At 63.6% G+C, this 20,214-nt stretch carries 29 protein-coding genes; 5 read left to right on the top strand and 24 right to left on the bottom strand.

Going from position 1 to position 20,214, the window contains the following annotated elements:
- Position 1: 1 nt before the first annotated feature.
- The 20 genes from rpsN to cutA all read right to left on the bottom strand — a co-directional run bounded on the left by rpsN (position 2) and on the right by cutA (position 12,045).
- Positions 2–307 carry a 30S ribosomal protein S14 gene (gene rpsN, locus G6P88_RS18320; protein WP_165324469.1) on the bottom strand — a complete coding sequence of 102 codons (306 nt, stop codon included), beginning with the start codon at positions 305–307 and terminating at the stop codon, positions 2–4.
- 31 nt (positions 308–338) lie between these two features.
- Positions 339–920: a 50S ribosomal protein L5 gene (gene rplE / locus G6P88_RS18315; RefSeq protein ID WP_165324468.1), complete on the bottom strand. Its 582-nt coding sequence runs from the start codon at positions 918–920 to the stop codon at positions 339–341.
- Positions 913–1,230, bottom strand: a complete 318-nt coding sequence (rplX, locus tag G6P88_RS18310; protein WP_165324467.1) for a 50S ribosomal protein L24 — start codon at positions 1,228–1,230, stop codon at positions 913–915. Before rplX ends, rplE begins: the two co-directional genes overlap by 8 nt.
- Entirely contained in the window at positions 1,230–1,601 is a 372-nt protein-coding gene (gene rplN, locus G6P88_RS18305) for a 50S ribosomal protein L14 (RefSeq protein ID WP_011952186.1), read from the bottom strand. The genes rplX and rplN overlap by 1 nt, the downstream gene beginning before the upstream one ends.
- 20 nt (positions 1,602–1,621) lie before the next feature.
- Positions 1,622–1,882 (bottom strand): 30S ribosomal protein S17, encoded by a 261-nt coding sequence (gene rpsQ / locus G6P88_RS18300; protein ID WP_047166114.1) that lies wholly within the window; start codon positions 1,880–1,882, stop codon positions 1,622–1,624.
- Between the two features lie 13 nt (positions 1,883–1,895).
- Positions 1,896–2,099: a 50S ribosomal protein L29 gene (gene rpmC, locus G6P88_RS18295; protein ID WP_165324466.1), complete on the bottom strand. Its 204-nt coding sequence runs from the start codon at positions 2,097–2,099 to the stop codon at positions 1,896–1,898.
- 1 nt (position 2,100) lies between these two features.
- Positions 2,101–2,532: a 50S ribosomal protein L16 gene (gene rplP / locus G6P88_RS18290; protein ID WP_011952189.1), complete on the bottom strand. Its 432-nt coding sequence runs from the start codon at positions 2,530–2,532 to the stop codon at positions 2,101–2,103.
- 61 nt (positions 2,533–2,593) lie between these two features.
- On the bottom strand, positions 2,594–3,289 hold the full coding sequence (rpsC, locus tag G6P88_RS18285; RefSeq protein WP_165324465.1) for a 30S ribosomal protein S3: 696 nt from the start codon (positions 3,287–3,289) through the stop codon (positions 2,594–2,596).
- 1 nt (position 3,290) lies between these two features.
- Positions 3,291–3,674, bottom strand: coding sequence for a 50S ribosomal protein L22 (gene rplV, locus G6P88_RS18280; protein ID WP_165324464.1), 384 nt, complete (start codon positions 3,672–3,674; stop codon positions 3,291–3,293).
- The gene (gene rpsS, locus G6P88_RS18275; RefSeq protein WP_165324463.1) at positions 3,674–3,946 is read right to left on the bottom strand and encodes a 30S ribosomal protein S19; all 273 of its coding nucleotides are present in this window, start codon (positions 3,944–3,946) and stop codon (positions 3,674–3,676) included. Before rpsS ends, rplV begins: the two co-directional genes overlap by 1 nt.
- 3 nt (positions 3,947–3,949) lie before the next feature.
- Entirely contained in the window at positions 3,950–4,786 is an 837-nt protein-coding gene (gene rplB, locus G6P88_RS18270; protein WP_165324462.1) for a 50S ribosomal protein L2, read from the bottom strand.
- Positions 4,787–4,790: 4 nt separating this feature from the next.
- Positions 4,791–5,102: a 50S ribosomal protein L23 gene (locus G6P88_RS18265; protein WP_165324461.1), complete on the bottom strand. Its 312-nt coding sequence runs from the start codon at positions 5,100–5,102 to the stop codon at positions 4,791–4,793.
- A complete protein-coding gene (rplD, locus tag G6P88_RS18260; protein ID WP_165324460.1) occupies positions 5,095–5,721 on the bottom strand; it encodes a 50S ribosomal protein L4 in 627 nt (208 codons plus the stop codon). The genes G6P88_RS18265 and rplD overlap by 8 nt, the downstream gene beginning before the upstream one ends.
- A gap of 3 nt (positions 5,722–5,724) precedes the next feature.
- Positions 5,725–6,480: a 50S ribosomal protein L3 gene (gene rplC / locus G6P88_RS18255; protein ID WP_165324459.1), complete on the bottom strand. Its 756-nt coding sequence runs from the start codon at positions 6,478–6,480 to the stop codon at positions 5,725–5,727.
- 262 nt (positions 6,481–6,742) lie between these two features.
- A complete protein-coding gene (gene rpsJ / locus G6P88_RS18250) occupies positions 6,743–7,054 on the bottom strand; it encodes a 30S ribosomal protein S10 (RefSeq protein ID WP_011952197.1) in 312 nt (103 codons plus the stop codon).
- 115 nt (positions 7,055–7,169) lie between these two features.
- A complete protein-coding gene (gene tuf / locus G6P88_RS18245; protein WP_165324458.1) occupies positions 7,170–8,360 on the bottom strand; it encodes an elongation factor Tu in 1,191 nt (396 codons plus the stop codon).
- Between the two features lie 76 nt (positions 8,361–8,436).
- Positions 8,437–10,509, bottom strand: a complete 2,073-nt coding sequence (fusA, locus tag G6P88_RS18240) for an elongation factor G (protein WP_165324457.1) — start codon at positions 10,507–10,509, stop codon at positions 8,437–8,439.
- 66 nt (positions 10,510–10,575) lie between these two features.
- Positions 10,576–11,046 carry a 30S ribosomal protein S7 gene (gene rpsG / locus G6P88_RS18235; RefSeq protein WP_165324456.1) on the bottom strand — a complete coding sequence of 157 codons (471 nt, stop codon included), beginning with the start codon at positions 11,044–11,046 and terminating at the stop codon, positions 10,576–10,578.
- A gap of 13 nt (positions 11,047–11,059) precedes the next feature.
- A complete protein-coding gene (rpsL, locus tag G6P88_RS18230) occupies positions 11,060–11,431 on the bottom strand; it encodes a 30S ribosomal protein S12 (RefSeq protein WP_011952201.1) in 372 nt (123 codons plus the stop codon).
- Between the two features lie 296 nt (positions 11,432–11,727).
- Positions 11,728–12,045 (bottom strand): divalent-cation tolerance protein CutA, encoded by a 318-nt coding sequence (gene cutA, locus G6P88_RS18225; RefSeq protein ID WP_165324455.1) that lies wholly within the window; start codon positions 12,043–12,045, stop codon positions 11,728–11,730.
- A gap of 162 nt (positions 12,046–12,207) precedes the next feature.
- On the opposite strand from cutA, the gene G6P88_RS18220 reads away from it, so the two are divergent.
- The 3 genes from G6P88_RS18220 (at position 12,208) to G6P88_RS18210 (ending at position 15,379) form a co-directional block, all read left to right on the top strand.
- Complete coding sequence (locus G6P88_RS18220) at positions 12,208–13,488, top strand: L,D-transpeptidase family protein (RefSeq protein ID WP_165324454.1); 1,281 nt, start codon at positions 12,208–12,210, stop codon at positions 13,486–13,488.
- 182 nt (positions 13,489–13,670) lie between these two features.
- Entirely contained in the window at positions 13,671–14,294 is a 624-nt protein-coding gene (locus G6P88_RS18215; protein WP_226946637.1) for a murein L,D-transpeptidase catalytic domain family protein, read from the top strand.
- A 125-nt stretch (positions 14,295–14,419) separates the two neighbouring features.
- Positions 14,420–15,379, top strand: coding sequence for a D-alanyl-D-alanine carboxypeptidase family protein (locus tag G6P88_RS18210; protein ID WP_226946636.1), 960 nt, complete (start codon positions 14,420–14,422; stop codon positions 15,377–15,379).
- 45 nt (positions 15,380–15,424) lie between these two features.
- On the opposite strand, the gene lpdA is transcribed toward G6P88_RS18210, so the two are convergent.
- From lpdA to G6P88_RS18195, 3 genes are read right to left on the bottom strand one after another with little or no spacing between them, the layout of a single operon-like run.
- Positions 15,425–16,837 carry a dihydrolipoyl dehydrogenase gene (gene lpdA / locus G6P88_RS18205; protein WP_165324452.1) on the bottom strand — a complete coding sequence of 471 codons (1,413 nt, stop codon included), beginning with the start codon at positions 16,835–16,837 and terminating at the stop codon, positions 15,425–15,427.
- An 18-nt stretch (positions 16,838–16,855) separates the two neighbouring features.
- Entirely contained in the window at positions 16,856–17,245 is a 390-nt protein-coding gene (locus tag G6P88_RS18200) for an acyl-CoA thioesterase (RefSeq protein WP_165324451.1), read from the bottom strand.
- Positions 17,245–18,555, bottom strand: a complete 1,311-nt coding sequence (locus G6P88_RS18195) for a pyruvate dehydrogenase complex dihydrolipoamide acetyltransferase (RefSeq protein WP_165324450.1) — start codon at positions 18,553–18,555, stop codon at positions 17,245–17,247. The genes G6P88_RS18200 and G6P88_RS18195 overlap by 1 nt, the downstream gene beginning before the upstream one ends.
- A gap of 149 nt (positions 18,556–18,704) precedes the next feature.
- On the opposite strand from G6P88_RS18195, the gene G6P88_RS18190 reads away from it, so the two are divergent.
- Complete coding sequence (locus G6P88_RS18190; RefSeq protein ID WP_165324449.1) at positions 18,705–19,160, top strand: universal stress protein; 456 nt, start codon at positions 18,705–18,707, stop codon at positions 19,158–19,160.
- Positions 19,161–19,166: 6 nt separating this feature from the next.
- Here the strand turns inward: G6P88_RS18190 and G6P88_RS18185 are convergent, their stop codons facing one another.
- On the bottom strand, positions 19,167–19,655 hold the full coding sequence (locus G6P88_RS18185) for a GAF domain-containing protein (RefSeq protein ID WP_165324448.1): 489 nt from the start codon (positions 19,653–19,655) through the stop codon (positions 19,167–19,169).
- 80 nt (positions 19,656–19,735) lie between these two features.
- On the opposite strand from G6P88_RS18185, the gene G6P88_RS18180 reads away from it, so the two are divergent.
- Entirely contained in the window at positions 19,736–20,212 is a 477-nt protein-coding gene (locus tag G6P88_RS18180; RefSeq protein WP_165324447.1) for an HXXEE domain-containing protein, read from the top strand.
- The last annotated feature ends 2 nt before the right edge of the window (positions 20,213–20,214 follow it).

Here is a 20,214-nt window from a genome sequence, read left to right as displayed (position 1 = left end):
CTTACCAGCTCGACTTGGTGACGCCGGGGATCAGGCCCTTGTTGGCCAGCTCCCGGAGCTGCACGCGGCAAAGCCGGAACTTGCGATAATAAGCGCGGGGACGACCCGTCACTTCGCAGCGGTTGCGCACGCGGGTGGGGTTCGCGTTGCGCGGGATCTCGGCAAGCTTCAGACGCGCGATCAGGCGCTCCGTCTCTTCCTTGCTGTCATCGTTCGCGATCGCCTTCAAACGCGCATATTTGCCGGCATAAGCCTTCACCAGCTTCTTGCGACGCTCGTTCTTGTTGATCGAACTCAGTTTCGCCATGACTTAAGTTCTTCCTTATCCAGCAGGCCGCTCAGGCGGCCTGCTTCTGATCCTGATTTTCCGCCGGGAAGGGGAAACCGAAAAGGCGCAGCAGCTCGCGTGCTTCCTCGTCGGTGTTCGCCGTCGTCGCGACGATCACGTCCATGCCGCGGATCTTGTCGACCCGGTCATAGCTGATCTCCGGAAAGATCAGCTGTTCCTTGATGCCGGTGGCATAGTTGCCACGGCCATCGAACGACTTCGGGTTGAGGCCACGAAAGTCGCGGACGCGCGGCAGCGCGACAGTGACGAAGCGATCGAGGAACTCGTACATGCGCTCACGGCGAAGGGTGACCTTCGCGCCGATCGGCATGCCTTCGCGCAGCTTGAACTGCGCGATCGACTTCTTCGCCCGGGTGATCACGGCCTTCTGGCCGGCGATCAGGGTCATCTCGGCCGCAGCCTGCTCGACCTTCTTCTTGTCCTGAGTTGCTTCACCGACGCCCATGTTAAGGACGATCTTGGTGATCTTCGGGACCTGCATCGGATTGGTGTATCCGAACTTCTCGGTCATCGCCTGGACGATCTTCTCGTCGTACAGCTTCCGAAAGCGTGGGACGTAGCTATCAGCCATTGATGGTCTCCCCGGTCTTGACCGCGACGCGGACCTTCTTGCCGTCCTTTACCTCGAAGCGAACGCGGGTCGGCTTGCCGTCCGCAGTCGCGATCGCGACCTTGGAAACGTGCATCGGAGCCTCGACGCGCTCCAGGCCACCCTGCGGGTTGACCTGGCTCGGCTTGCGGTGACGGGTCGAGACGTTGACGCCCGACACGATGACCTTGCCGTCCTTCGGGAAGGTCTTGGTGACTTCACCGGTCTTGCCCTTGTCCTTGCCGGACAGGACCACGACGCGGTCACCCTTCTTGATCTTCAGCGCGGACATCACAGCACCTCAGGCGCGAGCGAGATGATCTTCATGTGGTTCTTGGCACGGAGCTCGCGAACCACCGGACCGAAGATACGGGTGCCGATCGGCTCGCCGCTGTTCTTGTTGATCAGAACGGCGGCGTTGCCGTCGAAACGGATCGTCGAACCGTCCGGACGATGAATGTCCTTCGCAGTGCGCACGATGACCGCACGATGCACGTCACCCTTCTTCACCTTGCCGCGCGGAGCCGCTTCCTTGATCGAGACGACGATGACGTCGCCAACGGTCGCGAAACGGCGCTTGGAACCGCCCAGCACCTTGATGCACTGCACCCTCTTGGCACCGCTGTTGTCAGCGACGTCGAGGTTCGTCTGCATCTGGATCATTGTTCAGACCCTTCCACTAATCAGGCGTGGTTCGGCGTCGCGTGGGTATCAACCCGCTCGATCACCTTCCACGTCTTGAGCTTCGAAATCGGTGCGGTCTCTTCGATACGCACCGTCTCACCCTCGCGATACTCATTCGTCTCGTCGTGGGCATGATACTTCTTAGACCGCTTGATGATCTTGCCGTACAGCGCGTGCTTCACGCGACGTTCGACTTTAACAACCACGGTCTTGTCGGTCTTGTCGGAGACCACCGTTCCGGTCAGCACGCGCTTCGGCATGGCTGGTCGCTCCTTACTTGGCAGCCGCAGCGGCGCGCTGCGTCTGCAGGGTCTTGATCTGCGCAATAGACCGACGGACTTCCTTCACCCGGCTCGGCTTTTCGAGCTGGTTGGTCGCCGCCTGGAAGCGCAGGTTGAACTGCTCGCGCTTCAGTTCGGTCAGCTGCTGTGCGAGCTGATCGTCGGTCTTGGCAGTGAGATCGGCAATCTTCGCCATCTTACTTGTCCTCGTAGATCGACTCGCCGAAGCGAGCGACAACCTTGGTCTTGATCGGCAGCTTTTCCATTGCGCGCTCGAAAGCGACGCGGGCCAGCGGGCCGGGAACGCCGTCGAGTTCGAACAGGATGCGACCGGGCTTGACGCGGGCCGCCCAGAATTCGGGCGAACCCTTACCGGAGCCCATGCGGACTTCGGCCGGCTTCGACGACACCGGAACGTCCGGGAAGATGCGGATCCACAAGCGCCCCTGGCGCTTGATGTGACGCGTGATCGCGCGGCGAGCCGCTTCGATCTGGCGCGCGGTGATCCGGTCCGGCTCGAGGGCCTTGAGGCCGAACGCGCCGAAGTTCAGCGACGCGCCACCCGGAGCGTTGCCATGGATGCGGCCCTTGTGGGCCTTGCGGAATTTGGTGCGCTTTGGTTGCAGCATTTTCTATCGCCTTCTGACACCGATTGTCCGGTCGATCAGGCGACGCTGATAAGGGAAACCCTTATCGCGCCGGCCGGACCCCCGACGTCTGAGCTTCCATCATAAGCCGGTCCTGGGCCATCGGATCATGGCCGAGGATCTCACCCTTGAAGATCCAGACCTTGATACCGCACACGCCATAGGCAGTGTGAGCTTCGGCTTCGGCATAATCGACATTCGCGCGGAGCGTGTGCAGCGGCACCCGGCCCTCGCGATACCATTCGGTGCGCGCGATCTCAGCGCCGCCCAGACGGCCGGCGCAGGTGATGCGGATGCCCTCGGCGCCAAGACGCAGAGCCGACTGAACCGCACGCTTCATCGCACGACGGAAGGCGATACGACGCTCGAGCTGATCGGCGACGCCCTGTGCGACGAGCTTGGAGTCGATCTCCGGCTTGCGGATCTCGACGATGTTCAGCGAGACGTCCGACGAGGTCATCTTGCCGAGCGCGCGGCGGAGCTTCTCGATGTCCGCGCCCTTCTTGCCGATGATGACGCCCGGACGGGCGGCATAAACGGAAATCCGGCACAGCTTGGCAGGGCGCTCGATGACGACCTTGGAGATCGCCGCCTGCGGGATGGTCTTCAGGATGTACTTCCGGATCTTCAGATCCTCGAGCAGCAGCCGACCATAGTCCTGGCCGTCGGCATACCAACGGCTGTCCCAGGTGCGGTTGATCTGCAACCGCATGCCGATCGGGTTCGACTTCTGACCCATATTATTCAGCCTCTTCCTGCTGCTCGCGCACGACGACCCGGAGGCGCGCGAACGGCTTGATGATGCGGGTCGACTTGCCGCGACCGCGCGTGGCGAAGCGCTTCATGACGATCGACTTGCCGACCGAGGCTTCCTTCACGACGAGCGCGTCGACGTCGAGGTTGTGGTTGTTCTCGGCGTTCGCAATGGCGCTCTGGAGCACCTTGCGGACGTCGACCGCCATGGCCTTCTTCGAGAAGGCCAGGATGTTCAGCGCGTCACCAGCCGACTTGCCGCGGATGAGACCGGCGACGAGATTGAGCTTGTACGGGCTGCCGCGAACGGTGGTGGCGACCGCAAGGGCCTCCTTCTCACCGACGCGACGCGGAGCGGCGGGCTTCGACATCAGCGCTTACCCTTCTTGTCAGCGTGGCCGGGGAAGTAGCGCGTCGGCGCGAATTCACCCAGCTTGTGACCAACCATTTCCTCGGAGACCGAGACCGGCACGAACTTGCGGCCGTTGTAGACGCTGAACGTCAGACCAACGAACTGCGGCAAGATGGTCGAGCGACGCGACCAGGTCTTGATCGGAGCGCGCGCGCCACCGTCCTGAGCGGCCTCCGCCTTCCGGAGAAGGTGAAGATCGACGAACGGACCTTTCCAGACGGAACGGGCCATGGATTACCTCTTCTTCTTCGCGTGGCGCGAACGGATGATGAACTTGTCGGTCGCCTTGTTGTGGCGGGTCCGCGCACCCTTGGTGGGCTTACCCCACGGGGTGACCGGGTGACGACCACCCGAAGTCCGGCCTTCACCACCACCATGCGGGTGGTCGACCGGGTTCTTCGCGACGCCGCGGGTCAGCGGGCGCTTGCCCAGCCAGCGGTTCCGACCAGCCTTCGCCAGGTTCTGGTTGGCGTTGTCCGGGTTCGACACGGCACCGACGGTGCACATGCAATCCGAGCGGATGTAGCGCTGCTCGCCCGAGTTGAGGCGAACCATCACCATGCCCTTATCGCGACCGACGATCTGCACATAGGTGCCTGCCGCACGGGCGATCTGACCACCCTTGCCCGGCTTCATCTCCACATTGTGGACGATGGTGCCGACCGGAGCCTGGCCGATTTCCATCGCGTTGCCCGGCTTGGTGTCGGTCTTCTTGGCAGCGACGATGACGTCACCCGCCGCGAGACGCTGCGGAGCGAGGATGTAGGCGAGCTCGCCGTCCTCATACTTGACGAGGGCGATGAACGCCGAGCGGTTGGGGTCATATTCCAGACGCTCGACGGTCGCGGGCTGGTCCCACTTCCGACGCTTGAAATCGACGATGCGATACTTCTGCTTGTGACCGCCCGCGATGCCGCGCGCCGTGGCGTGGCCCATGTTGTTGCGGCCACCCGACTTGCGCTTGCCTTCGGTCAGCGCCTTAACGGGCTTGCCCTTGTGCAGCGACGACTTGTCGACGAGGATCAGGCCGCGGCGGGCCGGGCTCGTCGGGTTGTAATGCTTCAGCGCCATGGCGTCAGATTCCCGTCGTCACGTCGATGGACTGGCCTTCGGCCAGCGTCACGATCGCCTTCTTCACGTCGGAGCGCTTGTAGGGAGCACCCTTCCAGCGCTTCGTCTTGCCCTTTGCGACGATCGTGTTCACGCCAGTGACCTTGACGTTGAACAGCGCCTCGACAGCAGCCTTGATCTCCGGCTTGGTCGCGTCATTGGCGACCTGGAAAACCACGGCATTGTGCTCGGAAAGCAGCGTCGTCTTTTCGGTGATGTGGGGCTTACGCACCACGTCATAGTGGCGGTTGTCCACCACGGTGTCGTTCTTAGCCATTGAAGCGCGCCTCCAGCTTCTCGACAGCCGCGCGCGTCAGCACCAGCGTCTCATGCTTCAGAATGTCATAGACGTTCGCGCCCATCGCCGGCAGCACGTTGACCGACCGGATGTTCGACGCGGCGAGCTGAAAGCCGTTGTCGACCGCATCGCCGTCGATCACCAGCGCGGTGGCACCGAAGCCCAGCTTGCCGATCTTCTCGATCAGCGCCTTGGTCTTCGCATCCTTGAGCTCGAGCGTATCGAGCACGAGGAGCTTGCCGTCCTTGGCCTTGCTCGACAGCGCCATCTTAAGGCCGAGCGCGCGAACCTTCTTATTGAGGCTGCTCTCGAACACACGAGCGCGGGGACCATGCGCCTTGCCGCCGCCGATGAAGATCGGAGCGCGGCGATCGCCGTGACGAGCCGTACCGCCGCCCTTCTGGCGACCGAACTTCTTGCCCGTGCGGGCCACGTCGCTGCGCTCACGGGCCGCACGAGCCGGAGCACGACGGTTGTGGAGCTGCCAGGTGACGACGCGATGCAGGATGTCGGCACGCGGCTCGACGGCGAAGATCTCGTCGTTGAGCTCGATGTCGCCCGACGCCGCGGCGTCGAGGGTCTGGACCTTGATCTTCATCTATCAGCCCTCCTGGCCATCGGTGGCCGCAGGAGCCGCGGTGTCTTCCGCAGGCGTCTCGGCAGGCGCGCCGTTGCTGTTGGCAGCGACCTTCAGGCCGGCCGGATAAGGCAGGTCCTTGTGGGCCGGAACCTTGACCGCATCCTTCACGAGGAGCCATCCACCCTTCGAGCCGGGCACCGAGCCCTTCACGAAGAGCAGGCCGCGCTCAGCGTCGGTCTGCACGATTTCGAGGTTCTGCTGGGTGCGCTGCTTGTCACCCATGTGACCGGCCATCTTCTTGTTCTTGAAGACCTTGCCGGGATCCTGGCGCTGACCGGTCGAGCCGAGCGAACGGTGCGAGACCGACACGCCGTGCGTCGCGCGCAGACCACCGAAGCCCCAGCGCTTCATACCGCCGGCGAAACCCTTACCCTGGGTCTTGCCGGAGATGTCGACGAGCTGACCGGGGACGAAATGGTCGGCCGAAATCTCGGCGCCGACGTCCAGCAGGCCGTCTTCCGACACGCGGAACTCGGCGAGGATCGCCTTCGGCTCCACTTCGGCCTTGCCGAAATGACCGCGCTCCGGCTTCGAGAGATTCTTCGGCTTCGCAGAGCCGGCACCGAGCTGCACCGCGACATAACCGTCACGATCCATCTCGCGGCGAGCGACAACCTGAACATTTTCCAGTGCCAGAACCGTAACCGGAACGTGCCGGCCGTCTTCCTGGAACAGGCGGGTCATACCCATCTTCTTAACGATCACGCCTGTGCGCATGATCCGTTCCTTCCACAACAGAGGCTCGCGTTAGCGGCGAGCGTGCCCACGAAAAAAGCCCCGGCGTCAACCGGAGCCTCCAGCCCAAATCAGACATAGCCCCCGCCAGGGCCAGAGTTCCGCATTGCTGCGAATGGCGGGGACCTGGGCACCGGATCCAGAAGGATCGCGGTCGGTATCCCTGTCAGTTCGTCATCCAGGCCGCCTGGCCAGAAAAACGAGAAGCGCGGGAGCGATTCGACTCCCGCGCGCTGCAGGCCCTTTAGGCCAGTTTGATCTCGACATCAACACCTGCCGCGAGGTCGAGCTTCATTAGTGCGTCGACGGTCTGCGGGGTCGGCTGGACGATGTCCAGGAGACGCTTGTAGGTGCGCACCTCGAACTGCTCACGCGACTTCTTGTCGATGTGAGGACCGCGGTTCACGGTGAACTTCTCGATGCGGGTGGGCAACGGGATCGGACCACGGATGAGCGCGCCGGTACGGCGGGCGGTGTCTGCGATGTCGCCAGTGGCCTGATCGAGCACACGATGATCGAAAGCCTTGAGGCGAATACGGATATTCTGCGTTTCCATGTCCTGCACCGATGCGAAAGAGCCGTGCGGCGAAAGTGCCGCCTTCTAACCTATGACAAAAGCGAACCGGCCGACCCCCGAGGGGGCCGGCCGGCCCGTTTCGACTGCGTCTATATTACTTCGAGATCGAGCTGACAACCCCGGCGCCGACGGTGCGGCCGCCTTCACGGATCGAGAAGCGAAGACCTTCTTCCATCGCGATCGGCGCGATGAGCTTGACGCCAAGCTTCACGTTGTCGCCGGGCATGACCATCTCGGTGCCCTCGGGCAGCTCGACGGTGCCGGTGACGTCCGTGGTGCGGAAGTAGAACTGCGGGCGATAGTTGGCGAAGAACGGCGTGTGACGGCCACCCTCTTCCTTCGACAGCACGTAGACTTCCGACGAGAACTCGGTGTGCGGGGTGATCGAGCCCGGCTTGGCCAGAACCTGGCCACGCTCGACTTCCTCACGGCCGACGCCGCGGAGCAGCGCGCCGATGTTGTCGCCGGCCTGGCCGCTGTCGAGCAGCTTGCGGAACATCTCGACGCCCGTGACGGTGGTCTTGCGGGTGTCCTTGATGCCGACGATCTCGACTTCCTCGCCGACCTTGACCATGCCGGTCTCGACGCGGCCGGTGACGACAGTGCCGCGACCCGAGATCGAGAACACGTCTTCGATCGGCATCAGGAACGGACGATCGAGCGGACGCTCCGGCTGCGGGATATACTCGTCGACGGCGCGCATCAGCTGGAGAACGGCGTCATGGCCGATCTCGGGCTTCTTGCCTTCGAGAGCGCAGAGAGCCGAACCCTTGATGACGGGGATGTCGTCGCCCGGGAACTCGTAGGACGACAGGAGCTCACGAACCTCGAGCTCGACGAGCTCCAGGATCTCTTCGTCGTCGACCATGTCGACCTTGTTCATGAACACGACGAGAGCCGGAACGCCGACCTGACGGGCGAGCAGGATGTGCTCGCGGGTCTGCGGCATCGGGCCGTCGGTGGCCGAGACGACGAGGATGCCGCCGTCCATCTGAGCGGCGCCGGTGATCATGTTCTTCACATAGTCGGCGTGGCCCGGGCAATCGACGTGCGCATAGTGGCGCGCCGCGGTCTCATACTCGACGTGCGCGGTCGAGATGGTGATGCCACGCTCGCGCTCTTCCGGAGCCTTGTCGATGTTGGCGTAGTCGACGAAGGTCGCGCCGCCGGTCTCGGCGAGGACCTTGGTGATGGCTGCCGTGAGCGACGTCTTGCCGTGGTCGACGTGGCCGATGGTGCCGATATTGCAGTGCGGCTTGTTCCGCTCAAACTTAGCCTTAGCCATTTTTTGCCTCTTCTCTTCGAATCAATTGCTGGACGCGCCGCCCGATGCGGACGCGCCCATAACCACAAATTTCGGATTATGCCAGCTTTGCCTTGACTTCCTCGGCAACGTTGGCGGGCACTTCGTCATAATGCGAGAACTGCATCGTGTACTGCGCGCGGCCCTGGGTGAACGAGCGCAGCTGGTTCACATAGCCGAACATGTTCGCGAGCGGCACCATCGCCTCGACGACCTGGGCGTTACCGCGGCTGTCGGTGCCCTGGATCTGGCCACGACGGCTGTTCATGTCGCCGATGACGTCACCCAGATAATCTTCCGGGGTCACGACTTCGACCTTCATGATCGGCTCGAGGATGGTGATGCCGGCCTTCTGGGCCGCCTCACGCATTGCACCACGACCGGCGATTTCGAAGGCCAGAGCCGACGAGTCGACATCGTGATACTTACCGTCGATCAGGTGGACCTCGACGTCGACGATCGGGAAGCCGATCAGCGAACCGCCCTCGGACGTCTCGCGCATGCCCTTCTCGACAGACGGGATATATTCGCGCGGGATGTTGCCGCCCTTGATCTCGTCCTTGAAGACGAAGCCCGTGCCGCGCTCGCCCGGCTTGACCTGGACCTTGACCTCACCGAACTGGCCCGAACCACCCGACTGCTTCTTGTGGGTGTAGATGAGCTCGACCGGCTTCTTCAGATATTCGCGATAAGCGACCTGCGGAGCACCGACATTCGCCTCGACCTTGAACTCGCGACGCATGCGGTCGACGAGGATTTCGAGGTGAAGTTCGCCCATGCCCTTGATGATCGTCTGGCCCGACTCATGGTCGGTCGAAACGCGGAACGAGGGGTCTTCGGCAGCCAGACGATTGAGGGCGATGCCCATCTTCTCCTGGTCGGCCTTGGTCTTGGGTTCGACCGACAGCTCGATGACGGGGTCCGGGAACTCCATACGCTCGAGGATGATCGGCGCGCTCGGCGAGCACAGCGTGTCGCCGGTGGTGGTCTCCTTGAGGCCGGCCAGAGCGACGATGTCGCCGGCATAGGCCTCGTCGATGTCCTCGCGGCTGTTCGCATGCATCAGCAGCATGCGACCGATCTTTTCCTTCTTGTCCTTCACGCTGTTCAGGAAGGTGCCCTTTTCGAGCTTGCCCGAATAGATGCGCGCGAAGGTGAGCGAGCCGACGAACGGATCGTTCATGATCTTGAAGGCCAGTGCCGACATCGGCGCGCTGTCGTCCGCCGGACGCGTATCCGGGGTCTCGCCGTCGAGCTTGACGCCCTGCACGTCGGGAATGTCGAGCGGGCTCGGCAGATAGTCGACGACTGCGTCGAGCAGCGGCTGAACGCCCTTGTTCTTGAACGCCGAGCCGCAGAGGACCGGGACGAACGAGAAGTTCAGCGTGCCCTTGCGGATCAGGCTCTTGAGCTTGGCCGCATCCGGCTCGGTGCCCTCGAGATAGGCTTCCATCGCCTCGTCGTCCTGCTCGACCGCGATCTCGATCAGCTCGGCGCGGGCGACGGCAGCAGCTTCCTGCATGTCCTCGGGGATCTCGACGACCTCGAACTTCGCGCCCAGGCTCTCCTCGAGCCAGATGATCGCGTTGTTGTTGACCAGGTCGACCAGGCCCTTGAACTGGCTCTCGAGACCGATCGGCAGGTACAGCACGGCAGCGCGCGCACCGAGGCGATCCTTGATCATGTCGACGCACATGTTGAAGTTGGCGCCCGTGCGGTCGAGCTTGTTGACGAAGCACATCCGCGGGACCTTGTACTTCTCGGCCTGCCGCCAGACGGTCTCCGACTGCGGCTCGACGCCGGCAACGCCGTCGAAGCAGGCGACCGCACCGTCGAGAACGCGCAGCGAACGCTCGACTTCGATGGTGAAGTCGACGTGGCCGGGCGTGTCGATGATGTTGATCCGGTGGTCGTTCCAGAAGCAGGTCGTCGCGGCGGACGTGATCGTGATCCCGCGCTCCTGCTCCTGCTCCATCCAGTCCATGGTGGCGGTGCCTTCATGGACTTCGCCGATCTTGTACGACTTGCCGGTGTAATAAAGGATACGCTCGGTCGTGGTCGTCTTGCCGGCATCGATGTGCGCCATGATGCCGATGTTACGATATTTGGCGAGCGGGTGGCTGCGGGCCATGATCTGAAAACTCCGATGTCGGGGTGGGGAGCCGTCTCCCCTACCCCGACGATATGGACAGGATTGTTACCAGCGGTAGTGGCTGAAGGCGCGGTTCGCTTCGGCCATGCGGTGCGTGTCTTCACGCTTCTTGACCGCATTGCCACGGTTGTTCGCGGCATCCATCAGTTCGCCCGACAGGCGGCCGGCCATGGTGTGCTCCGAGCGCGAACGCGCTGCGTTGATGAGCCAACGGATGGCGAGAGCCTGCGAACGCTCCGGACGGACCTCGACGGGAACCTGATAGGTCGCGCCACCGACGCGGCGGCTGCGGACCTCGATGCCCGGCTTCACATTGTTGAGGGCGTCATGGAACACGCCGAGCGGCTCGCGCTTGGCGCGGGTCTCGATGGTTTCCAAGGCACCATAGACGATGCCTTCTGCGACGGACTTCTTGCCGTCGAGCATGACGCTGTTCATGAACTTGCTGAGCACGACATCCCCGAACTTCGGATCGGGAAGGATTTCGCGCTTTTCTGGGCGGCGACGACGAGCCATTTCGATCTACCTCTTACTTAGGACGCTTGGCGCCGTACTTCGAACGGCTCTGCTTGCGATCCTTGACACCCTGCGTGTCGAGCACGCCGCGGAGAACGTGATAGCGCACACCCGGAAGGTCGCGCACACGGCCACCGCGGATCAGGACCACCGAGTGCTCCTGGAGGTTGTGGCCTTCGCCCGGAATGTAGCTGATCACTTCGCGGCTGTTGGTCAGGCGGACCTTGGCCACCTTGCGCAGCGCCGAGTTCGGCTTCTTCGGGGTCGTCGTGTAGACGCGCGTGCAAACGCCGCGCTTCTGCGGGTTCTTTTCCATCGCAGGGACCTTGGACTTGGCCTTCTGCGGTTCCCGACCCTTGCGGATCAGCTGATTGATCGTTGGCATGAAGCCCTTCACCTCTAAGAGTTACTTTACCGCTGCCCGAATAGCCTTTCCCGCACCGCCCGTGAGCGGTAACGCGGAAATGCACGAAGACCCCGGCGGTCAAACCAGACCCCCCGGGCCATCACACGCAACGGCAATGTTCAGCTCACCCGGAGTCGGCGGACCGTCTCCGAGCAAGGGCGCGCCTATAGAGAAGGAGTCGGATCGGGTCAACCGGCGCGACCGGATGTCGCGCAAGAGGGTTCCCGCGAACGAAGGGCCCGCCGATCCGGCGGGTGGCTCGTCGGCGAAGCGGGTCAGCGATGGTCGGATCCGGTTTCGGCTTCCACCCATGTAGCATAGGCGGTCGATGCGCTGTCAGCCCTCAGCACGACGAATTCGGGAAGGTCATAGCTGTGGAGGCTCGTTATGCGGTCGCGCACTGCATCGGCCAGGGCCTCGCTGGTCTTTATCTGCAGGGTCCACTCCCCGGCTCTCTCGATGCGGCCGGCCCAGCGATAGACGCTTTGCGCCGCCTGAATCTGGACGCAGGCCGCGAGCCGCTCCTCCACGAGCAGGCTGGCAATGCGATCCGCCTCTTCAGGCGTGGAGCAGGTCGTCATCACCAGAATCATTCGAATTTCCCGCTCCTGTGCCCGAAAGCCAATGCTGCTCGCATTGCGGCACGCTTTGGCGCCGCTCCGGTTCCACGGAGCGGCCATCCTATTTTCGAGAAAGTCAAGGGATCAATCAATGCGCCTGGACGTTTTTTCCGCATAACGTCCGGGAGGTCCGCCATGTCGATCATCGACACAACCAAACCCAATTTTTCCGCCGGAGGATCGATCGGCTTCACCCGTCGGCAGCAGCGGCGGTTCAAGCCGCTGCGCCTGCTGGCCGCCCTTCCCCTGGTTGCGGTAACCGCCCTGTGCTTCGACGGCACGGCACCGGCGGGAACGACAAGCGAAACGGCCAGCGCACCCATCGCCGCCTCTGCCGTGCCGGCTGCGCGCTGGTCCGTTTCCGACCTCCGCGAACTTCTGAACGCGGTCGATGCCAGCGCGGAAGAAGGGCTTGATCCGTCCGCCTATTCCACAGCCCCGCTTCGTGACGCCGTCGAAAACCGTCGGCCGGAACCCGGCCTCGACGCGCTCGCGCAGGGCATCGCCCTGGCACTAGCCAATGATTTTGCCAATGGCGCGATCGAGGACAAGACGCGGTTCGACTGGAAGATGCCCGCACCGATGACGTCCGCGCAGATATCCGCCGGACTCGACAGCGCTTTGGCAGAACATCGCGTTGGCCAGTGGTTGCGTGACCTGCTCCCGACGGATGAGCGCTACGCTGCCCTGAAGTTAGCCTATGCTAAATCCGGCGACACGGCAGAGAGGGCCGCGATCCGGGCCAATATGGAGCGGTGGCGGTGGATGCCGCGTGAGCTTGGCCAGCACTATCTCTACGTGAACATTCCGTCCTACAGGCTTAGCGTCATGTCCGATGGGATGGAGCGGGCCAGCTACAATGTGGTCGTGGGCTCCCCCCGCACACCGACGCCGCAGCTAGCCCTTCACGCCCAGTCGATCGTGGCCAACCCCGGCTGGACGGTACCCAAAAGCATCTCGAACAAAGGCATGCCAAAAGGCCGCGGCTTCCAATGGAAGAGCTACGGCGGCGACCGCATGCTCTGGCAGGCACCGGGGCCGACCAACGCCTTGGGCCGGATCAAGATCGACATGCCGAACCCCGATGCCATCTATCTGCACGACACGCCCAATCACAGCGTTTTCAACCGCGAAAACCGCGCGCTCAGCCATGGCTGCGTGCGAGTGGAGAATATCGAAGGTCTCGCCGCGCTGTTGCATGATCAAATGCAGCTTGACGACGCCTTGGCCGATCCGTCCAGGACGAAAGTGTTCCAGCTCCAGAAAAGCATTCCGGTCTATCTGACCTATTTCACCGTAGAGGCCAGCCCAGACGGACACATCAACAGGATCGGGGATCCGTATAAGCGCGATGGAGCCATGATAGCCCAGCTCGGGGAGGCGCCGGGGCGGGCAGCAGTGATGGCAGTGCGATAGACTCACGGCACAAGTCCTGACGATCCTTACCGCGATGCAGCGATGAATCGTGCAAGGAAAGGGATCGATATCCGACGGTGGCGGAACAATTGCGGTTTATGCCAATGTAAAAATTAACCTTGTCCGCTATGTATAACCCATCACGGTTTTCATAGCGGGTTGGGCATTTGCAACATGGTTCGATGACGCCGGTCACCCGGCGTGCACTGCTGGGCGCCGGATTGATCGCGGGGCTGGGCATGAGTGGAGCGGATCGGCTTCTGGCCGCTCCCCTATCTTCTACAGCGGGACTTCGCACCGAAGTGCGGCAGCGTGCACTGGCTGCCATGAGCCGCCATGTATCGCGCATACGATATCGCGACCTGATCGGAATCTGTGATTTCGATGCCGCATCCTCGTCGCCGCGCTTTCACATGCTCGACGTCGCCTCGGGCAAGGTGACCAGCCTGCTGGTTGCGCATGGCCGCGGTTCGGATCCTAGCCATACCGGTTGGCTGCAGCGTTTCTCCAACCAACCGGGCTCGGCGGCGTCTTCGAGCGGCGCCTTCGTCACGGCCGAGGAATATTATGGCAACCATGGCCGCTCGCGCCGCATCGATGGGCTCGACCCGACGAACAGCAATGCGCGCGCCCGCGCCGTGGTTATCCACGGCGCCTGGTACGCCGAAAAAAGCATGATCGCACAGCATGGCAAGCTCGGACGGTCCGAGGGCTGCTTCGCCTTCGGCGAATCCGATCTGGCCCAGGTCATGGAGCGGCTGGGGCCGGGGCGGCTGATCTATGCCGACAAGGTCGACCTCGCCTGAAATGAGTCGACCCGTGCAGAAAACGAGTCGAGCACCGCGCCCATGACAAACGGCTTGGCTGTCATCGCTCCAATTTCTCGTTTAGAATCAGCCTCGTCTGGTCGGTAACAGAGGGGGGCTGGATCGTGCTCAGGACCATTTTCGGCCAAGCGGCGGCGGCGATCGCGCTGATCGGCACGTCGACCGCCCTTCCCGTCGCCCCGATTGCAGCGGCGAGCCCGCTTGGCCTCCCGCGCTTCGCGACGGTGCTGATGGACGCCGGCACCAACGAGATACTCTACGCCGAACAGGCGACCGCGATCCGCCATCCCGCGTCCATCACGAAGGTCATGACCCTCTATCTGGTGTTCGATGCGCTGGAGTCCGGCAGACTGCGGCCCGACGATCGCGTGGTGATGACGCCGCACGCCGCCAGCCAGCGACCTTCGAAGCTGGGCCTCGCGCCGGGCCAGTCGCTGTCCGTCGAAGATGCGATCAAGGTGGTGGCAGTCAAGTCCGCCAATGATGTCGCCGTAGCACTGGCTGAGAAGATCGGCGGCACCGAGCAGAATTTCGCCCGGCTGATGACCGCCAAGGCGCGCCAGCTGGGCATGCGGCAAACGATGTACGCCAATGCCAGCGGCCTCCCCGATCCCGCGCATTTCAGCTCGGCGCAGGACATCGCCATTCTTTCGGCCGCGATGATCCGCAACCACCCGAACTATTATGGATGTTTCGCCGAGCAGAGCGTCAGCTATGGCCGCCTGCGCATGGCGAACCACAACAAGCTGCTCGGCGTGGTCCCGGGAGTCGACGGGATCAAGACCGGCTTCACGAACGACAGCGGCTTCACCCTGACAGCCTCTGCCGTTCGCAATGGACGCCGCCTGATCGCCGTCGTGCTGGGCTCACCCTCGGGCTGGCAGCGCGACCGCGACATCACATCGCTGCTCAACGCGGGCTTCACCGCCCTCGAAATCCGTCGCAACGGCGGCAACGGGGATATGACCGCCCTGCTCGCCAGCTCAGGCTTCGCGCTCAACCGAAGCCTGCGCCCGATGCCGCAGATCGCGGCGCTGAACGTCGAAGAAGGCGACAGCGAATAACGGCGCGGCGCGCCGAAGCGCGCCGCCGCCTATCTCCGACCAACCTCAGATGTGGATCGCGCGTCCATAGGCGGCGAGGACGCTTTCGTGCATCGCCTCGCTGATGGTCGGGTGCGGGAAGACCGTGTTGATCAGTTCGGCCTCGGTCGTCTCGAGCGTCTTGCCCACGACATAGCCCTGGATCATCTCGGTCACCTCGGCGCCGACCATATGCGCGCCGAGCAGCTCGCCCGTCTTCGCATCGAACACCGTCTTCACGAAGCCTTCCGCCTCGCCCAGCGCGATCGCTTTGCCGTTGCCGACGAAGGGGAAGGTTCCGACCTTCACCTCATGCCCCGCCTCGACCGCCTTCGCCTCGGTCAGCCCCACGCTCGCCACCTGCGGGTGGCAATAGGTGCAGCCCGGAATGTTCGCCTTGTCCATCGCATGCGGGTGGACGTCGGTGTTGCCCAGCGCCTGCGCGATCGCCTCGGCCGCGATCACGCCCTCATGGCTCGCCTTGTGGGCCAGCCACGGCCCCGGCGTCACGTCGCCGATCGCCCAGATGCCCGGCACGTTCGTCCGGCACAGCCCGTCGATCGCGATGATCCCGCGCTCCGCCTTCACGCCGACCGCCTCGAGGCCGATATTTTCGGTGTTCGGTACGATCCCGACCGCCACGATCACATGGCTGAACTCGGCTTCAGAGACCTTGCCGTCCTTCGCCTTGAGCTTCGCCTTCACGCCCGAGCCGGTCACGTCGAGCGCTTCGACCCCCGCCCCGGTCATGATCGTCATGCCCTGCTTCTTCAGCGCCTTCTCCAGGAAGGCCGACACGTCGGCATCCTCGACCGGAACGATCCGGTCCATCATCTCGACGACCGTCACCTCGGCGCCCATGTCGTTGTAGAAGCTGGCGAACTCGATCCCGATCGCGCCAGAGCCAATCACCAGCAGACGCGCGGGCATCTCGCTCGGCGTCATCGCGTGGCGATAGGTCCACACCCGCTTGCCGTCCGCCTTGGCGAAAGGCAGGTCGCGAGCCCGCGCACCCGTCGCGACGATGATGTGCTTGGCCGACAGCTCGGTCTCGCCCTTGTCTCCCTTCACCGCGAGCTTGCCCGGCGCCACCAGCCGGCCCTCGCCCATGTGCACGGTGATCTTGTTCTTCTTCATCAGGTGCGTGACGCCCTGGTTCAGCTGCTTGGCAACCCCGCGCGAGCGCGCCACCACCGCCGACAGGTCCGCCGAAACCCCGCTCGCCTCCAGCCCGAAGCTCTTGGCATGCTTCATATGGTGGAAGATCTCCGCCGAGCGCAGCAGCGCCTTCGTAGGAATGCAGCCCCAGTTCAGGCAGATCCCGCCCAGAAGCTCCCGCTCGACGATCGCAACCTTCAGCCCCAGCTGCGACGCACGGATCGCCGCCACATATCCTCCAGGACCAGATCCGAGAACGATGAGATCGTAGGTATCCGCCACTGTCCGCTCCTTGCAGCTCTATTCGTCGACGGCGCGCGGCCGCCCTTGTTCATCGATCGCGACGAAGGTGAACGTCGCATGTGTCACTTTCTGGACTTCCAGCCCGTCGCGCGAACGCCGCCAGGCCGTGATGTCGATCTTCATCGAGGTCCGCCCAACCGAGACCAGATCGGCATAGACCGATACGACGTCGCCGACCTTGACCGGGCGATGGAAGGTCATCCCGTCGATCGCGATCGTCGCCGTACGGCCCCGGCTCCGCTGGGACGCGATCGTCCCGGCGGCAAGATCCATCATGCTGACGAGCCAGCCGCCGAAGATATCGCCATTGGCGTTGGTGTCCGCCGGCATGGCGACGACCCGGATCGCCGGATCGCCCGCCGGCGGCTGCTCCGCCGCCTCGTCCATCAGGCGAGCAGGCCCAGCGGATTTTCGACCAGCCGCTTGAACGCCTGCATCAGCTGCGCGCCGACGGCGCCGTCGATCGCACGGTGGTCGAAGCTGCCGGTCGCCGACATGACCGTCGCCGTCGTCAGCTCGTCACCGACGACATAAGGCCGCTTCTCGCCCGCACCGACCGCCATGATCATCGCCTGAGGCGGGTTGATCACGGCCGTGAACTGCTTGATACCGAACATGCCCATGTTCGAGATCGAGGCGGTGCCGCCCTGATACTCCGCAGGCTGCAGCTTGCCGTCCTTTGCGCGCTGGGCGAGGTCCTTCGCCTCGGTCGCGATCGTCGCGATCGACTTGCTGTCGGCGCCCTTGATGATCGGCGTGATCAGGCCACCCGGAATGGCGACAGCCACCGAGATATCCGACCGCTTGTAGCGAATCAGCGTGTCGCCCGCGAAAGACACGTTGCAATCGGGCACCTCGACCAGTGCCACGGCAAGCGCCTTGATCAGCAGGTCGTTGACCGACAGCTTCACGCCGCGCGCCTCGAGCGACTTGTTGAGCTCTCCGCGCAGCTTCAGCAGCGGATCGAGCATGATATCGACCGTCAGGAAGATATGCGGGCTCTGCTGCATCGACTCGGTCAGGCGACGCGCGATCGTCTTGCGCATGTTCGACAGCTTGACGACCTCGTGCGGAATGTCGTCCGGCGCCACGACGGGCGCAGGGGCGGGCCTTGGCGCCTCGGCGGGAGCACTTGCTGTCGCAGGAGCCGGACCAGCCGAAACGGGCGCGCTCTTGCCACCCGAAAGATTTTCGAGATCGGCCTTGATGACCCGGCCGCCAGGGCCAGAACCTTCGACCTGGCCAAGATCGATGCCTTGCGCGGCGGCGAGGCGGCGGGCCAGCGGACTGGCCTTGACACGCTCTGCGCCATTGTCCGGGGCAGAAGCTGCCGCAGGCGCGGAAGCCGGAGCCGCAGGCTTTTCGTCGGCAGCCGGCTTGGCTTCCTTGGCGGCGGGAGCAGCCGGAGCGGCTTCCGTCTTCGCGGGCGCGGACGATGCGGCCGAGGCATCCTCGCCCTCCTCCGCGATCAGCGCGATGACGGTGCCGACCTTGACGCCTTCCGCGCCTTCCTCGACCAGAAGCTTGGCGATCGTGCCTTCGTCGACCGCCTCATATTCCATCGTCGCCTTGTCGGTCTCGATTTCCGCGAGCAGATCGCCGGGGCCGACCTTGTCGCCCTCCTTGACGAGCCATTTGGCGAGAGTACCCTCTTCCATCGTCGGAGAGAGGGCGGGCATCTTCAACTCTATCGGCATAAACTGTCCCCTGGGGAAGGAAATGGGGTCGATGCGGTCCACACTCATTCCCGCTCCCCGGTGGCAGGTCAAGGCCGGGAATGGCGACGAACCGGTAAAATCATGGGCCCTTTCACCTATTTGGTGAAAATTAGGCGGAGAGGCGGACGGTGCGTACCTATCTGGTTGTAATCGATGAAAATGACGCCTCGCGGGTCGCATTGCGCTTTGCCGCGCGCCGGGCGACCAAGACGGGGGGCGCGGTCGAAATCCTGGCCCTCGTTCCGCAACAGGAATTCGTCCAGTGGGGCGCAGTCCAGGCAACGATGGAGGAGGAGGCGCGACTGAGGGCCGAGGCGATGGTCGCACAGGCCGCCAGCGCGCTGATCGAGGATACCGGCGTGATGCCGTCGATCACCGTCCGCCAGGGGGACCCGGTTACGGTGGTCCGCGAGATATTGGCGCAACAGCCGCATGTCGCGGCGCTCGTGCTGGGCGCGGCGGCGAGCGGCAATCCGGGCAAGCTCGTCACCCACTTTGCCAGCGCCGATGCGGGACAGTTCCCCTGCCCCGTGATGATCATCCCAGGCTCGCTCAGCGACGAGGCCCTCGACCGCGTCAGTTGAGCTGGTTCAGCCCGCTATGCGCGGACCCAGTACGGCCATCAGCTCGGCGCAGCCCTTGACGTCCTGTTCGTCGAACCGGCCCTCGATGGGACTGTCGAGGTCGAGAACCCCGATCAGCCGCCCCTGATGGACGATCGGCATGACGAGCTCCGACGCCGAGGCCGAATCGCAGGCTATATGGCCTGGAAATTCATGGACGTCGGCGACGCATTGCGGCTCGTGGGTCGCGGCGGCGGTTCCACATACGCCCTTGCCGAACGGAATACGGATGCAGGCGGTCTTGCCCTGGAAGGGGCCGAGCACCAGCCCATCGTCGACCGCACGATAAAAGCCCGCCCAGTTGAGGTCCGGAAGATATTCCCAGATCAGCGCAGCCGCATTGGCCATGTTGGCGATCGCGTCGGGTTCGTCCGCCGTCAGAGCGGCGAGAGCGGCCGACAGGTCGTCGTAGAGGACGGCTTTGTCGCCATGCTTGTCGATATCGAATTTGTACATGACGACCGATCTGGCGGCACTTGGCTTGCGCTTCAAGCACCGAACGATATCGTCGGCAAAAATCCGGGGGAGCGGCGCCGATGGCCTTGTCCTATTATCGACTGACCGCTCTCCTGCCGCCGGCCTTCGTGCTGCACGTGGCCGAGGAATATTTTACCGGCTTCCCAGGTTATGCAGCACAGATCAGCGGCCACGCGATGGACCTCCCGCTGTTCCTGGGCAGCAATCTGGCTTTCCTCGCGATCCTCGTCCTGCTGCAGCGCCGTGTCGTCACCCTGCGCACCAGCACCGCCAATGCCTGGCTGATCGGCTGGAGCGCCGCGCATCAGTTCTGGAACTTCGTCTTCCATCTGGTGCTGACCCTGGCGTTCGACCGCTATTCGCCGGGCATGGCGACCGGCACGCTGATCTATCTTCCCCTGTCCCTGCTGCTCTGGCGCGCAGCGCTGAGCGAAGACGTGGTCCGCCCGGCTGCGATGGCCGGCGCGATTCTGACCGGCGGGATCTTCATGGGTGCGATAGCAGCCTTCGGCATCTTCCACGTCGCGGGCTTCTGACG

Source organism: Rhizorhabdus phycosphaerae, assembly GCF_011044255.1.
Lineage (GTDB): Bacteria > Pseudomonadota > Alphaproteobacteria > Sphingomonadales > Sphingomonadaceae > Rhizorhabdus > Rhizorhabdus phycosphaerae.
The sequence above is the reverse complement of the archived record's forward strand: the minus strand, read 5'-3'. Positions and strand labels throughout refer to the sequence as shown.